This window comes from uncultured Limnohabitans sp. (assembly GCF_937889215.1).
In the GTDB taxonomy this organism is placed as follows: domain Bacteria; phylum Pseudomonadota; class Gammaproteobacteria; order Burkholderiales; family Burkholderiaceae_C; genus Limnohabitans_A.
Map to the genome: position 1 here is coordinate 1 of NZ_CALBEX010000484.1, position 13,981 is coordinate 13,981.

The 13,981-nt window shown below is 58.7% G+C and carries 11 protein-coding genes; 2 read left to right on the forward strand and 9 right to left on the reverse strand.

Annotated features, from left to right (window positions below; all coding sequences use genetic code 11):
* The 7 genes from Q0341_RS12150 to Q0341_RS12180 form a co-directional block, all read right to left on the reverse strand.
* On the reverse strand, positions 1-194 hold a 194-nt coding region (locus Q0341_RS12150), incomplete at its 3' end, for a pantoate--beta-alanine ligase (protein WP_299513687.1).
* A 186-nt stretch (positions 195-380) separates the two neighbouring features.
* Positions 381-1,235: a ScpA family protein gene (locus Q0341_RS12155; protein WP_299513690.1), complete on the reverse strand. Its 855-nt coding sequence runs from the start codon at positions 1,233-1,235 to the stop codon at positions 381-383.
* 63 nt (positions 1,236-1,298) lie between these two features.
* Positions 1,299-1,502: a DUF3460 family protein gene (locus Q0341_RS12160; protein WP_299513693.1), complete on the reverse strand. Its 204-nt coding sequence runs from the start codon at positions 1,500-1,502 to the stop codon at positions 1,299-1,301.
* A 77-nt stretch (positions 1,503-1,579) separates the two neighbouring features.
* Entirely contained in the window at positions 1,580-3,259 is a 1,680-nt protein-coding gene (locus Q0341_RS12165) for a SulP family inorganic anion transporter (RefSeq protein ID WP_299513696.1), read from the reverse strand.
* Between the two features lie 30 nt (positions 3,260-3,289).
* Positions 3,290-4,027, reverse strand: coding sequence for a YoaK family protein (locus Q0341_RS12170; protein ID WP_299513699.1), 738 nt, complete (start codon positions 4,025-4,027; stop codon positions 3,290-3,292).
* A gap of 24 nt (positions 4,028-4,051) precedes the next feature.
* Positions 4,052-6,229, reverse strand: coding sequence for a methionine--tRNA ligase (metG, locus tag Q0341_RS12175; RefSeq protein ID WP_299513702.1), 2,178 nt, complete (start codon positions 6,227-6,229; stop codon positions 4,052-4,054).
* Positions 6,229-7,101 carry a hypothetical protein gene (locus Q0341_RS12180; RefSeq protein ID WP_299513704.1) on the reverse strand — a complete coding sequence of 291 codons (873 nt, stop codon included), beginning with the start codon at positions 7,099-7,101 and terminating at the stop codon, positions 6,229-6,231. The genes metG and Q0341_RS12180 overlap by 1 nt, the downstream gene beginning before the upstream one ends.
* 142 nt (positions 7,102-7,243) lie before the next feature.
* Here Q0341_RS12180 and apbC point away from each other — a divergent pair, with 142 nt between their 5' ends.
* Both apbC and Q0341_RS12190 read left to right on the forward strand, forming a co-directional pair.
* Positions 7,244-8,335 carry an iron-sulfur cluster carrier protein ApbC gene (apbC, locus tag Q0341_RS12185; RefSeq protein WP_299513706.1) on the forward strand — a complete coding sequence of 364 codons (1,092 nt, stop codon included), beginning with the start codon at positions 7,244-7,246 and terminating at the stop codon, positions 8,333-8,335.
* Positions 8,336-8,448: 113 nt separating this feature from the next.
* Positions 8,449-10,866 (forward strand): response regulator, encoded by a 2,418-nt coding sequence (locus Q0341_RS12190; RefSeq protein ID WP_299513708.1) that lies wholly within the window; start codon positions 8,449-8,451, stop codon positions 10,864-10,866.
* 100 nt (positions 10,867-10,966) lie between these two features.
* Here the strand turns inward: Q0341_RS12190 and Q0341_RS12195 are convergent, their stop codons facing one another.
* Together Q0341_RS12195 and Q0341_RS12200 are read right to left on the reverse strand one after the other, a co-directional pair.
* The gene (locus Q0341_RS12195; RefSeq protein ID WP_299513709.1) at positions 10,967-12,532 is read right to left on the reverse strand and encodes a benzoate-CoA ligase family protein; all 1,566 of its coding nucleotides are present in this window, start codon (positions 12,530-12,532) and stop codon (positions 10,967-10,969) included.
* 84 nt (positions 12,533-12,616) lie between these two features.
* Positions 12,617-13,981, reverse strand: a 1,365-nt coding sequence (locus Q0341_RS12200; RefSeq protein WP_299513712.1) for a 3,4-dehydroadipyl-CoA semialdehyde dehydrogenase, incomplete at its 5' end; no start/stop codon positions are given.

Genomic DNA, 13,981 nt, shown 5'->3' on the forward strand with positions numbered 1-13,981 from the left:
GCCAAGTCTTCGTTGGCGCCAAACTGCAAGGGATTCACAAAAATACTGACCACGACGCTTGTTGCTTGTTGTTTGGCTAGCTTGACTAAGTCCAAGTGGCCAGCATGCAAATTGCCCATCGTGGGCACAAAGGCGGGCCGTTGCGATGTTTTCAGGGCCTGACGCAGTTCGTCGATGGAGCGGGCAATGATCATGTCGGGAGTGCCTCAAGGGGCCGTGCAATACGTTGTGGAAAATTTCTATCTGAGACTATAGCCATGCCAGCAAAGGCGCTTTCGGCGGTGGTTTTGTCTTGGTGCTCGACCATGCCAAGCGCGCCGTGCACTTGGCGTTGTGTGACCCTGCAAACTGCCCGCTTGGGCCCTCAGTGCTGGTGCAGTTCAGTTGGGGGTGTAAGCCAGCCGCACATAAATGGGGGCAAAGGCCTCGGCTTGGGTGATCTCGATCAGGGTTTCCTTGGCCAGCTCAAGCAGAGCGATAAAAGTCACCACCAACACAGGGGTGCCCAAACTCGGGTCGAACAGGTTTTCAAACTCGACAAACTTGCGCCCTTGCAAGTGCTTAAGCACCAGGGTCATGTGCTCGCGCACGCTGAGCTCTTCTCGGCTGATCTTGTGGTGCTGCACCAAGTTGGCGCGTTTGAGGATGTCGCGCCAGGCCGCTTGCAATTCGTCCATGCTCACATCGGGGAAGCGCGGTTGCAGGCTTTGCTCGATGTAGACCTGGGCCTGTAGAAAATCGCGGCCGTATTGCGGGATCACGTTGAGCTGCATCGAGGCCAGCTTCATTTGCTCGTATTCGAGCAAGCGGCGAACCAATTCTGCACGCGGGTCTTCGGCCTCTTCGCCTTCGGCCACTTTTTTGGGCGGCAGCAGCATGCGCGATTTGATCTCGATCAGCATGGCCGCCATGAGCAGGTATTCGGCCGCCAGCTCCAGGTTGCGCTGGCGGATTTCATCGACATAGCTCAGGTACTGGCGTGTGACGCCCGCCATAGGGATGTCGAGGATGTTGAAGTTTTGCTTGCGGATCAGGTAGAGCAGCAAGTCCAGCGGACCCTCGAAGGCCTCCAAGAACACCTCCAGCGCATCCGGCGGGATGTACAGGTCGGTGGGCATGGCAAACAGGGGTTCACCATACAAGCGCGCCAACGCCACCTGGTCCACGACCTCGGGCATGGCCAAGCCGCCAGCGGGCTCAGGCAGCGTGTGGGGTTTGGCGGACTCTGCGCTCATGGGTGGGGTGCTTGTGCTTAGGGGATCAGGCCCAGCGCTGACAGATCAGAAGAAAAAAACGGTTCAGCCGTGGGTTTGGTAAACGTAGGGTTTTTGTGCCACACGGCCCTCTTTGAACTCGGCCTGGATGGCGCGGTCGATGGGCTTGTCCCACAGCAGGGCACGGCCTTGGCGCTGTTCGGCTTCGAGCTGGGGGCGCTGTGTTTTCAACTGATCGATGAATTGGGTCGTGTCAGAGGTGTAATCGGGTCGGCGAAAAATAGACATGTCAAACAATCGGGGCAGGGCAATAGAGAAGGGTTGGGATGGCCCCTGAAGACCAGCAAAACCAGGATGGGTTCATTTTAACGGGCCGGCTTGGTGGGCATGTCCATTGCCCGGGCCAAGCTGCTGGCCAAGTCAGGTTGCAGGTGCTCTTTCAGGTGCGCCATCAGGCCGCTGCGCTGAACAATGTCAAGGGGCTGGTGCGTCAGGCCACACACGATGAGCTGCACATTTTTTTTGCGGCAAGTCTCGACCAGGATCATCAGCGCGTCTGCGCCTGATGAGTCGATGTAAATCACATTTTTCAGGTCGAGCACCAGCACGGGCGTGTGGATCTTGTCCTCTATCGATTCCAGCAGTTTGACCGCGCCAAAAAACAAAGCACCGTAGAGGCGCCAGGCTTGCACTTGGTGCTCAAATCCTGCCAAGCTTGGCTGCTCGATGGGGGTCACGCCCTCGCAGCGGCTGAGGCGTGAGATGCGGTAGATGAAGGTCAGACAAGCGGCGACCAGGCCGACCTCGACCGCCACTGTCAAGTCAAACACCACGGTGAGGAAAAACACCGCGAGCAAGGTGATGCGGTAGGGCATGCGGTATTGGCGCAGGTGCCAGAACTCGCGCCATTCGCCCATGTTCCAGGCCACAAACATCAAAATCGCTGCCAGCGCCGCCAGTGGAATGTGCGCAGCCAAGGGGGCGGCCAACAGCACGACGCCCAGCAGCGTCAAGGCGTGCACCATGCCCGAGATCGGGGTGGTGCCGCCGCTCTTGATGTTGGTGACCGTGCGGGCGATGGTGCCAGTGGCGGGCATGCCGCCAAAAAATGGGGTCACGAAATTGGCCACGCCTTGGGCCATCAGCTCTTGGTTGGGGTTGTGGCGGTCACCGATCATGCCGTCGGCAATGCGGGCGCACAACAAGGATTCAATCGCACCCAAGAGCGCCAGCGTCAGCGTGGGCATAAGCAAAAAGCGGGCGCTGTCCCAGCTGAACTCGGGCCAGGCAAAGCCAGGCATGGATGCTGGAATGCCGCCAAACTTGCTGCCAATCGTCTCCACGGGCAGGCTCAGCAGCCAAGTGACCAAGGTGGCAAACACCAGTGCCACGATGGAGCCGGGCACCATGCTGGCCCAGCGGTAGCGGGTGTCTGTCAGGCGGCGGCTCATGCGCAGCCAGCCCACCACCAGAGACAAGGACGCCAGAGCCAGCAGCAAGGCAGCCAAATTGACCGTGTGCAGGTTCTGCCACAGGGTGTTCAAGATGCCAAAAAAATCGGCTGGCATGGCGGCCACTTTCAGGCCCAGCAAGTCCTTGATTTGCGACAGCATGATCAGCACCGCGATGCCGTTGGTAAAGCCGATGACCACGGTGACCGGGATGAACCGGATCAAGCTGCCCAATCGGAACAGCCCCATCAAAAACAGCAGCACGCCCGACATGGCGGTGGCCAAAATCAGGTTGGCCAAGCCATAGCGCTCAACGATGCCGTAAACAATGACGATGAAGGCCCCGGCCGGCCCACCGATTTGCACCCGACTGCCGCCCAAGGCCGAGATCAAAAAGCCTGCAATGATGGCGGTGAACAGACCCGCTTCGGGTTTGAGGCCTGAGGCGATGGCAAAGGCCATGGCCAGGGGCAAGGCCACCACGCCGACGGTCAGGCCAGCGCCCACGTCTTGGGTGAAGCGCATGCGGTTGTAGCCGTGCAAGCTGTCGAGCAAACGAGGGCGAAAAAAATGCGTGGCCTGCAGCCAGTTCATGGGTGTCTCGTGTTTATTTTTATAGGCAAATTATGCGGCACGCCAGCGCAGATCGGTCAGCAGGGGGCGCAGGCACAAAACCCAGAGCAAGGCGGCCAGCGGCACGGTGGTGATGTAACCCCAGTGCTTGAAGCCCAGGGCCCCGACCAGGCCACCCAGCATGAAGCCCAGCACCAAAGAGGCATGCACCTGCAGGCGTTGGCGGTTGGCGAGCACCGGAGTGGCGGGCTGGCCCCGGTTCATGTAAAACAGTTTGCCCAGTTCGATGCCCAAGTCGGTGACCAGCCCGGTGATGTGGGTGGTGCGGATTTCGGCTTTGGAAATTTTGGTGATCACGGCGTTTTGCAAGCCCATGATGAAACACAGCAAGACCACCGTCACCGGGACCCACAGCTGTGACCAGGCCGCAATGGCAGCGCCAAACAAACCGAACACCAGCAAGGCCCCGGATTCGAGCAGGAGCGGCAAGCTGTAGCTGCTGCGCAGGTGGCGACGCAGCCCCCAGTTGACCAAGACGGCTGTGCACATGGCCCCCGCCATGAATGCCAGCAAACAGATCACTCCAGCCAACACCAGTGTGATGTTGCCCAACACCAAGTCGTCTGCCATCGAAGAGACAATGCCCGTCATGTGCGAGGTGTACCGACCCACCGCCAAAAAGCCCCCGGCGTTGGTGGCACCCGCTACAAAAGTCAGCACCAGCCCCAAACGCAAATTGGCCTTGGGGCTACGCTGCACATCGGTCCAACCTCGAATCAGGGGAAACATGTGCAGCTTTCTGGGTGTCAGAGGTCAGTGGATGCGCATGCCAGGCCTGGCCCCAGGCCAGGGGTGCAGCACATGGATGCCAGGTTTGGCTTTTTCGTCCGCGTGGCTGGCGGCCAGCACCATGCCCTCAGACACGCCAAACTTCATCTTGCATGGGGCCAAGTTGGCCACCATCACAGTGAGCTTGCCAATCAGGTCTTCGGGCTTGTACATGCTGGCGATACCACTGAAGACGTTGCGCATGCGACCTTCACCGACATCCAGCGTCAGGCGTAGCAGCTTGACCGAGCCTTCAACAGGTTCGCAGTTCACGATCTGGGCGATACGCAGGTCCACCTTGGCGAAGTCGTCAATGCCGATGGTGGGGGCGATCTCTTCACCGCCGGGGATGACTTTTTCTTCGACCACGGCAGGCGGCTCGAACAGGGCTTCGAGTTGCTCGGGGGTGACGCGTTGCATTAGGTGCTGGTAGGCGTTGATGGTGTGACCCGCACCCAGCAGGTTTTGGGCTTGGGCAAAGGTGAAGGGCGTCACGTTCAAGAAGGCCTCGACTTGTGCGGCCAATGCGGGCAGCACGGGCTTGAGCTGCAGCGAAAGCAGGCGGAAGGCTTCAATGCAAGCGGAGCACACGTCGTGCAGGCGGACGTTCTGGCCTTCTTTTTTGGCCAGATCCCAAGGTTTATTTTGGTCCACATAGCTGTTGATCTTGTCGGCCAGCAGCATGACTTCGCGCAGGGCTTTGGCGTATTCGCGCTCTTCGTAAAAGGCGGCAATCGTGGGTGTGGTGCTTTGCAGGGCGGTCAGAAGTTCCTGACCGTCGGCGCTCACAGTGCCCAGTTTCCCGTCAAATCGTTTGGCAATGAAACCCGCCGAGCGCGAGGCAATGTTGATGAACTTGCCAATCAGGTCAGAATTGACCCGCGCCATGAAGTCTTCGGCGTTGAAGTCGATGTCCTCGTTGCGGGCTGATAGCTTGGCCGCGAGGTAGTAACGCAGCCACTCCGGGTTCATGCCCAGGCTCAAATACTTGAGCGGGTCCAGGCCCGTGCCACGGCTCTTGCTCATCTTCTCGCCGTTGTTCACTGTCAGGAAGCCGTGCACGTTGACCTTGTTGGGCGTCTTGCGCCCCGAAAAGTGCAGCATGGCGGGCCAAAACAGCGTGTGGAAGGTCACGATGTCTTTGCCGATGAAGTGGATCTGCTCCAGATTCGGGTTGGCCATGTAGGCGTTGTAATCTTCGCCGCGCTTGTCCAGCAGGTTCTTGAGCGACGCCAGGTAGCCCACAGGCGCGTCGAGCCAGACATAAAAGTACTTGCTCGGAGCGTCGGGGATCTCGATGCCAAAGTAAGGCGCGTCTCGCGAGATGTCCCAGTCGCCCAAGCCTTCGCTGGTCGTGCCGTCGTGGTTGGTGCGCACAGAAAACCACTCTTTGACCTTATTGGCCACTTCGGGTTGCAACTTGCCGTCTTGTGTCCACTGGCTAAGGAACTCCACGCAGCGCGGGTCGGACAATTTGAAGAAAAAGTGTTCCGAGGTTTTGAGTTCGGGCTTGGCACCGGACAGGGCCGAGAAGGGGTTGATCAGGTCGGTGGGGGCGTAGACCGCGCCACACACTTCGCAGTTGTCGCCATACTGGTCTTTGGCGTGGCACTTGGGGCACTCGCCTTTGATGAAACGGTCTGGCAAGAACATGTTCTTTTGCGGGTCAAAGAACTGCTCGACCGAGCGCACCTCGATCAGCGAGCCACCATCCGCAGCCGAAATGTCGCGCAGGTCGCGGTAAATCTGGCGGGCCAGCTCGTGGTTCTCGGGCGCGTCGGTGCTGTGCCAGTTGTCAAAAGCAATGTGAAAGCCGTCCAGATAAGGCTTGCGGCCGGCCGCGATGTCGGCCACGAACTGCTGGGGCGTCTTGCCCGCTTTTTCGGCCGCGATCATGATCGGCGCGCCGTGGGTGTCGTCCGCGCCCACAAAATTCACCTCACTGCCCTGCATGCGCTGGAACCGAACCCAGATGTCGGCCTGGATGTATTCCATGATGTGGCCGATGTGGAAGTTGCCGTTGGCGTAGGGCAGGGCGGTGGTGACGAAGAGCTGGCGCTGAGACATGGATTCGGAAGGCTGTTGGGTAAACACCAATTCTAGTTCCCGCAACAACCTGCGGGCAGACCGTCCCGCAATGGGGCCGTCTGCCTGTGGGCACATCAATTCTTTTTCAGGCGCCAAGTACCTGCATAGTCAGACCCATTTGTATTATTGTAAGTTTCGTTCTTCCAAGTTCCTGAGACCTCGCCGCTGCGTGAATAGGTTCCGCCAAATGCTGCACCCGTAGTGGCATCACCAGCAGCAGATTCGCCTGAACTGCTGACTTGCCCGAGTAGGGGGAACTCGGCATTCAATTGTTGGCTGCGGCATTTGCCTGTGATGCTTCCGGAGTCGCTGATGTCGATGCTGCAATCCCCGCTGTCGTCCCCCGAAAAAGAGCCTGTCCAAGTGCCTGCATATTCTTTGACCAGGTTGTTTTGTAAATGCGTCTTGGCATCGGTGGCCGACACCAGAGCACTGACAGGCAGACCCAAGCTGTTGCTGCTGCTCAGCAGTTGGACTAAGGCGTCGGCTGCGGCGGCCAGATCGGTGCTTGCCAGCTCAATGACTTGCCCGAGCCCGGTCCGTGTGCGGTCACTGATGGTGATGCCATTGGATGGGTCGCCATCGCTGTCCAGTGTCTGCAAAATCTGCGCCATCAAACTGACTGTGGGGTGGCTTTCATCCGCAGCGCCGTCGATCAAATCCACAGGAAAAACCCGGCTGTTTTTGACGACGAGACTCCCCAGCTCCAGCTTGCCAATGCTGAAGGTGACAGGTTGCCCCTCTTCGTATCGAAAAGTGCCATTGCTGTCTGTGTAGCCACTTTGCGAGCCACTTTGGTAACGCAAACCTTCAACAGCAGAGTCAATGAAATAGCCTGTTTTCACATTCGGGCCTGCGCCAGACCCACCACCGCAGGCCACCAAGGTGGCCGCCATAAGGCCACTCAAGACCAAAGCCATGCGTTTTTGAATGGGGGAAAATTTCATGATGTCTCCTAAGGTAAAAATTATTAATTTAACACCAAAATACTCAATAAATGCCGTTCTGAATGCATGGACTTGAGGGGTGATGCATTTATCTATCGGTCATCGCGATAGACTTGGGGGAACAATTTAAAGGTTGAATTTCATGTCTTCATCTGAACAGGATGTCTTGTCTGCCCTGCAAACCGTCATTGACCCGAACACGGGCAAAGATTTCGTCTCCACCAAAACCCTGAAGAACCTGCAAGTTGAAGGCGGCGATGTGTCCTTTGACGTGGAGCTGGGCTACCCCGCCAAAAGCCAGATTCCTGGGATTCGCCAGGCTTTGATTGCCGCCGCTAAAGGCGTGGCGGGCGTGGCCAATGTGTCGGCCAACGTGACCAGCAAGATCACCGCCCATGCGGCTCAGCGTGGCGTGGCCCTGCTGCCGCAGGTGAAAAACATCGTGGCTGTGGCCTCGGGCAAGGGCGGCGTGGGCAAGAGCACCACCGCCGTCAACCTGGCGCTGGCGCTGGCGGCTGAGGGGGCCAAAGTGGGCTTGCTCGACGCGGACATTTACGGCCCCAGCCAGCCCATGATGATGGGCATTGAAGGCCGTCCTGAAAGCGAAGATGGCCAGACCATGGAGCCCATGGAGAACTACGGCGTGCAGGTCATGTCGATTGGTTTCTTGGTGAGTCAGGATGAGGCCATGATTTGGCGTGGCCCCATGGCGACCCAAGCGCTGGAGCAGTTGTTGCGCCAGACCAACTGGAAAGAGCTTGATTATTTGATCGTCGACATGCCGCCCGGCACCGGGGACATCCAGCTGACGCTTTCCCAGCGCGTGCCTATGACGGGCGCGGTGATCGTGACCACGCCGCAGGACATTGCCCTTTTAGACGCCAAAAAAGGCGTGAAGATGTTCGAAAAAGTCGGTGTGCCGATTTTGGGCCTGGTCGAAAACATGGCTGTGCATGTGTGCACCAACTGTGGCCATGTCGAGCACATTTTTGGCGCCGACGGGGGCAAAAAAATGGCCGCTGAATACGGCATGGATTACCTGGGCGCCTTGCCGCTGGACATGCAAATTCGTTTGCAAGCCGACAACGGCAAACCCACGGTGGTCTCCGACCCCGATGGCGAAGTGGCCCAAATCTACAAGGCCGTGGCCCGCCAAGTGGCGGTCAAGATCGCGGCCAAGGCCAAGGACTTTTCGAGCAAGTTCCCCACCATCAAGGTCAGCAAAGACACCTGAGGCGCAAGCCCCGGGGGCAAGCAAGATCCCGGGCGCACTTCAAGAACTTTTAAGATGAATTTATAAGCATAAGGTATTCGTTGATATCATGCACTTTGCATCAAAGGCGCAAAGTGAAATATCTCCTTTTACCTATTTTCTGGATTCGTCAAACGCTTCAACGCTGGCCCCTGTGGTGGTTGGGTGCGGTGCTGCTGGGCATCAGCCTCTGGATCGTGCAGTACACCTACCAGTCCAGCGAGCGCATGGTCCGGCAGTACGCCACAGAAAGTGCGCAGGCCCACGCGGTCAGCCTGACCCAATTTCGGAATTTTTACACCGATGAACTGGTGCCGCGCGCGATGGAGTCGGGGGTGCATGTCACGCATGACTACAAGAACCGGAAAAACGCGTTGCCCTTGCCGGCCACTTTGATGCTGGATTTGGGGCATTACCTGTCCAAAGTGGATGGCGGCACCCAGGTCCGGCTTTACAGCGAACAGCCTTTTCCTTGGCGCGTGCAAGAGCGCAAGCTCGATGACTTTCAGCGGGACGCCTTGCAACACCTGAAGCAGAACCCGGACGTGCCCTTTGTGCGCGAGGAGATGATGAATGGTGAGCGGGTGCTGCGCTACGCGCAGGCCGACCGCATGACGTTGCGCTGCGTGGCTTGTCACAACAGTTACCCCAGCTCCCCTCGAACCGATTGGAAGACCGGGGATGTGAGGGGTGCCCTGGAGGTGGTGTTGCCGGTCTCGCAATGGCAAATCACCAGCACCAGCATCCTCAACCGGACGTTTGTGGTGCTTTTGGCTGTTTTGTTTTCGGGCTTGTTGCTGGTGTGGTTGACGGTGCGTCGATTCCGTCAGGCCTTGATCACGGCGCGTGAGCTTTCTGCCCAGCGGCAAGAGGCGATTCAGCAGTTGAGCGACGAAATTCAAGAGCGCAAGCAAATTGAACGGCAAATGCGACTGAGTGAGAGCAAGCTGCAAAGCATTTTCAAGTCGGTGCCTGAGGCCATTGTGGTGACCGATGCACAGGGTCTGATCGTCCAATGCAACGCCGCAACCGAGGCGATCTTTGGCTATACCCTGGGCGAGATCAAAGGCCAGAAGGTGGACATGCTCATGCTGCCCGATGGGGCACAGCCGCGTGAGGATGACATGCACGCTTTGCGGGATGTGGGTGAAAAGAAGTTCAACCAGCAGCCCCATGTGCTGCGTGGTCAACGCAAAGGCGGGCAACTGTTCTCTTTGAGACTGACCGCAAGCGAGATGCGGGTCGACGACGAGGCGTATTTTGTGGGCGTGATGGAGGATTTTACCGCCTTCGAAAACGCGCAAAAGATGCTCATCGATGCAAAGGAAAAGGCAGAAAAAGACAACCTGATGCGTGGTGAATTTTTGGCCAACATGAGTCACGAGATTCGCACGCCCATGAACGGCATTGTGGGTATGACCGAGCTGGCCATGGACACCGAAGACAGAACGGTCCAGAAGGAATACCTGACGCTGGCGCGGGATTCGGCCAACCATTTGTTGCACATCATCAACCAAATTCTTGACTTCTCAAAAATTGAAGCCAAAGCCTTGGAGCTGGAGTTGACCAAGGTCAGTCCAGCCCAGTTGATCCGAGACACCAGCCGATCATTGGAGCAGCTGGCGCGGGTCAAAGACATCGATCTGCAAGTCGATATTGCATCGGCCGTGCCCGAGTGGGCCTGGATGGATCCGGTGCGCATGCGACAGGTCTTGACCAACCTGATTGGCAATGCCATCAAGTTCACTGAAGTGGGCGCGATCACGGTGGCCGCACAAGCCTTGCCGGGTCAAAGCGATGGGCATTGTGTTTTGCGCATCAGCATCACCGACACCGGTATTGGGTTTGATCCAACCAAGACCGCATCCTTGTTCAGTCCATTTACCCAGGGCGATGGCTCGGTGACGCGTTCCTTTGGTGGCACAGGCTTGGGGCTGGCCATCACGCGGCGCTTGGTGCATTTGATGGGCGGTGAAATCACGGCCAACGGTCAGCCTGATCTTGGGGCCTGTTTTACGGTGACATTGCCTGTTGAAAAAGCCGCAGAGGATGATCGTTCAGAGCCCTTTGCGCAGGCCGGCTCAGAGGGAGAAAACCGCACACCCGTGTATCAAAAACCCATCTCTGTTTTGTTGGTGGAGGACCACGACATCAACCGCAAGATGGCTGAAATCATGCTCCAACGAATGGGTTACCGCTACGTCTCAGCGAGTGACGGTTTGCAGGCGCTCGATGCGCTCGAAAATGACCGGTTCGATGTGGTCTTGATGGATGTGATGATGCCGGTCATGGATGGCATCACGGCGCTCAAATTGTTGCGTGAGCGTGAATCAGAGCAGGGCCGCAGAACCCGCGTCCTGATGGTCACGGCCCACGCCATGACCGGGGATCGTGAGCGATTTTTAAGTGCGGGCGCCGATGGGTATGTGTCCAAACCCATGTCCCAAGCGGCTTTGCAAAAAGAGATTGAGCGCGTGCTGCACACGCCTGATGCCGATGTCCCGCCAGCTTAAAAGTGACCCATAAACCAGCGCCTGCCAGTGCCTGTCAGTTCCTGCTGTTGGCATGTCAGCAGGTGCTGCGTGGTGTCAGCCAGTGAGGGCAGCGTGTGACTCAGCGGGCTGAGCTTTCCAGATCGCGCAAGCGAAAACGCTGGATCTTGCCCGTAGCGGTTTTGGGCAGTTCGGCCACAAACTCGATGAAGCGAGGGTACTTGAAGGGGGCCAGCCGCTCTTTGACAAAGGCTTTGACCTCGTCTGGCGTCAGGTTTTGACCCGCTTTGAGCACGATGAAGGCCTTGGTTTTCGTCAAGCCATCGGTGTCTTGTTTGCCGATCACCGCTGCTTCCAAAATGGCCGGGTGTTGCACCAAGGTGGACTCCACCTCAAACGGCGAGACGTAGATGCCGCTGACTTTGAGCATGTCGTCGTTGCGCCCGGCATAGGTGTAGTAACCATCGACATCACGCGTGTACTTGTCGCCGCTCTTGGTCCACACCCCTTGAAAGGTGTCGCGGGTTTTTTCGCGGTTGTTCCAATACATGAGCGCAGCGCTGGGGCCTTGGATGTAGAGGTCGCCGATCTCATCGGGTGCGGTGATCACGCTGCCGTCCTCGCCCCGCAGTTGAACTTCGTAGCCTGGTACGGCTTTGCCGGTGGTCCCATAGAGTACATCGCCGGGGCGGTTCGACAAAAAGACGTGCAGCATTTCGGTGGAGCCGATGCCGTCAATCACCTCGCAGCCGAAATGGCGACTCCAGCGCTCGGCAATGTCACGCGGCAAGGCCTCACCTGCTGAAGAGCACAGGCGCAAGGCCACTTGGGTTTTTGCTGGCAGATCGGGGCTGGCCAACATGCCGCCATAGCCAGTGGGTGCACCATAAAAAACAGTGGGCTGGTGGTCTACCAAGCGCTTGAAAGTGGCTTGGGGCGTTGGTCGCTCAGCCATCAGCACCACGGTGGCACCCGCGCTCAAAGGGAAAGTGAGGGCGTTACCCAGTCCGTAGGCAAAGAACAGTTTGGCCGCCGAAAACACGGTGTCGCTCTCGCGCAGTTCGAGCACAGCTTGGCCATACAGCTCAGCGGTCCAGTAGAGGTTGGCTTGGCTGTGCACGGTGCCCTTGGGTTTGCCCGTGGAGCCTGAGGAATACAACCAGAAGGCGGGTTCGTCGGCCAGCGTCTGGGCCGGCAGCACCGGGTCGTTTTGCGCCACAAAGTCGGCCATGTGGATCTGGCCCGGTGTCAAAGCGCTTGTCGGGCGCGAGACTACGACTTGGCTGACCTCGGTCTTGACCAGACCCATGGCCGCTTGCAGCGTGGGCAGCAAGGCCCCCGAGACCAGCGCCGCTTGCGCACGGCTGTTGCCCAGCATGAAGGCATAGTCTTCTGGCGTCAGCAAAGTGTTTACAGCCACCGGCACCACGCCTGCATACAGCGAGCCTAAAAATGCCACCACCCAGTCGCTGCTGTCTTGCATGAGCAAGAGCACGCGCTCTTCGTGTTTGAGGCCCATGGCCTGCAGACCGCTGGCAAAGCGTCGGATCTGCTCGGTCAGCTCGCCATAGGTCAATGTGCCCACATCGTCGATCAACGCGGTTTTGGATGCGCGCCCTGCGTTGGTGGCGATCAGGTGCTGGGCAAAGTTGAAGTCGGTGCTGGGGGCGTTCACGGTGCGTGTCATGTTGTGTCTCCTCGGGTATCCGTCATGTTGTCTGTATTTTGTGTTCTGGCAATAGGGGGTTTTTAGGATGCCATCTGAGCAGGTTCACAGGGGCAGCGTAGCCCCTTGTGCGGCCAGTTGGTCGAGTGCCAAAGCACTGCCTTGCACCGCTGAGCGGCGGTGGTAAAAATTGAGCGCCCGCAGACCGCCCAGCTCTTCCCCGCCTCCGGCGCGGCCGGGGCCGCCGTGCAAGCTCATGGGCATGACGTTGCCGTGGCCGCTGTGCAGGGCTGCTACGTCGGGCGAGATGGCATGCACCCGGCCGTGGCTGCTGGCCAACTCAACCGAGGCTTGGGCGGTGAAGGCCGGGTCTTCGCTGTAGACCGAGCACACCAGCGAGCCTTCGCCGCGGCGGATCATGGCGTAAGCCTCTTCGATGCTGTCATAAGGCATCAGGGTGGACACGGGCCCAAACACTTCGACCGCGTGCAGCACCTTGGCCGTCATGGGCGACTCGGTGCCCAGCAGCACCGGGGCCATGCAAGCGCTGTTGGCGTTGGCATCGACCAGACCAGCGGCGTTGCCGTCAAACAGCACGGTGGCTTCGGTCTTGAGCTGGGCCAAGCCTGCCAGCACACTGGCTTTTTGTTCTTGGCTCACCAGCGCGCCCATGCGCACCGTCTCGTTGCGTGGGTTGCCCACGGTGATTTTGGCCAGTTTTGCGCCAATGGCTTCGGCCGCGGCGGCATACAAAGCACGGGGCACAAAGATGCGGCGGATCGCGGTGCACTTCTGGCCCGATTTGACGGTCATCTCGCGGGCGACTTCGGCCACCAGCAGCTTGAAGGCTTCGCTGTCTGTGGTCGCGGCTGGCGAGAGGAGGGCCGAGTTCAGGCTGTCGGCTTCGATGTTGCAGCGCACCGACAGTTCCGTCACAGCGCGGTGGCTGCGGATGATCTTGCCGGTTTCGGCCGAGCCGGTGAAGCTGACCACGTCAAAAGCTTGCAGCTGATCCATCAGGCCTGCGGACGAGCCACAAACGACTGACAAAGTGCCCACGGGCAACACGCCTGCATCGACCACGTCTTTGACCATGCGCTGGGTCAGCCACGCCGTTGCTGTGGCGGGCTTGATGATGACCGGCACGCCCGACAGCAGGGCCGGGGCGGCTTTTTCCCACAAGCCCCAGCTGGGGAAGTTGAAGGCGTTGATGAACAGCGCTACGCCGCGTGTGGGCACTTGGATGTGCTGGGTCTGGAAGGCTGGGTCCTTGGCCATGCGGATGCGCTGGCCGTCGAGCAGCAGCGTGGCATCGCCCAAGGCCGCACCTTGCTTGGCGTAGTAGCCCAGGGTGAAGAAGGCACCGTCGATGTCCACGCCCGAATCCTTGGCTACGGTGCCGCTGTTGGCGGTGGCGATCTCATAGTAAGCATCGCGGTTGGCTTGAAGTACTTCGGAGATTTTGGTCAG

Bases quoted from the DNA above. Each gene is read 5' to 3' on its own strand.
- Q0341_RS12155 (WP_299513690.1), bottom strand. From the start codon at position 1,235: ATGAGCGCAGAGTCCGCCAAACCCCACACGCTGCCTGAGCCCGCTGGC.
- Q0341_RS12160 (WP_299513693.1), bottom strand. From the start codon at position 1,502: ATGTCTATTTTTCGCCGACCCGATTACACCTCTGACACGACCCAATTC.
- Q0341_RS12165 (WP_299513696.1), bottom strand. From the start codon at position 3,259: ATGAACTGGCTGCAGGCCACGCATTTTTTTCGCCCTCGTTTGCTCGAC.
- Q0341_RS12170 (WP_299513699.1), bottom strand. From the start codon at position 4,027: ATGTTTCCCCTGATTCGAGGTTGGACCGATGTGCAGCGTAGCCCCAAG.
- metG (WP_299513702.1), bottom strand. From the start codon at position 6,229: ATGTGCCCACAGGCAGACGGCCCCATTGCGGGACGGTCTGCCCGCAGG.
- Q0341_RS12180 (WP_299513704.1), bottom strand. From the start codon at position 7,101: ATGAAATTTTCCCCCATTCAAAAACGCATGGCTTTGGTCTTGAGTGGC.
- apbC (WP_299513706.1), top strand. From the start codon at position 7,244: ATGTCTTCATCTGAACAGGATGTCTTGTCTGCCCTGCAAACCGTCATT.
- Q0341_RS12195 (WP_299513709.1), bottom strand. From the start codon at position 12,532: ATGACACGCACCGTGAACGCCCCCAGCACCGACTTCAACTTTGCCCAG.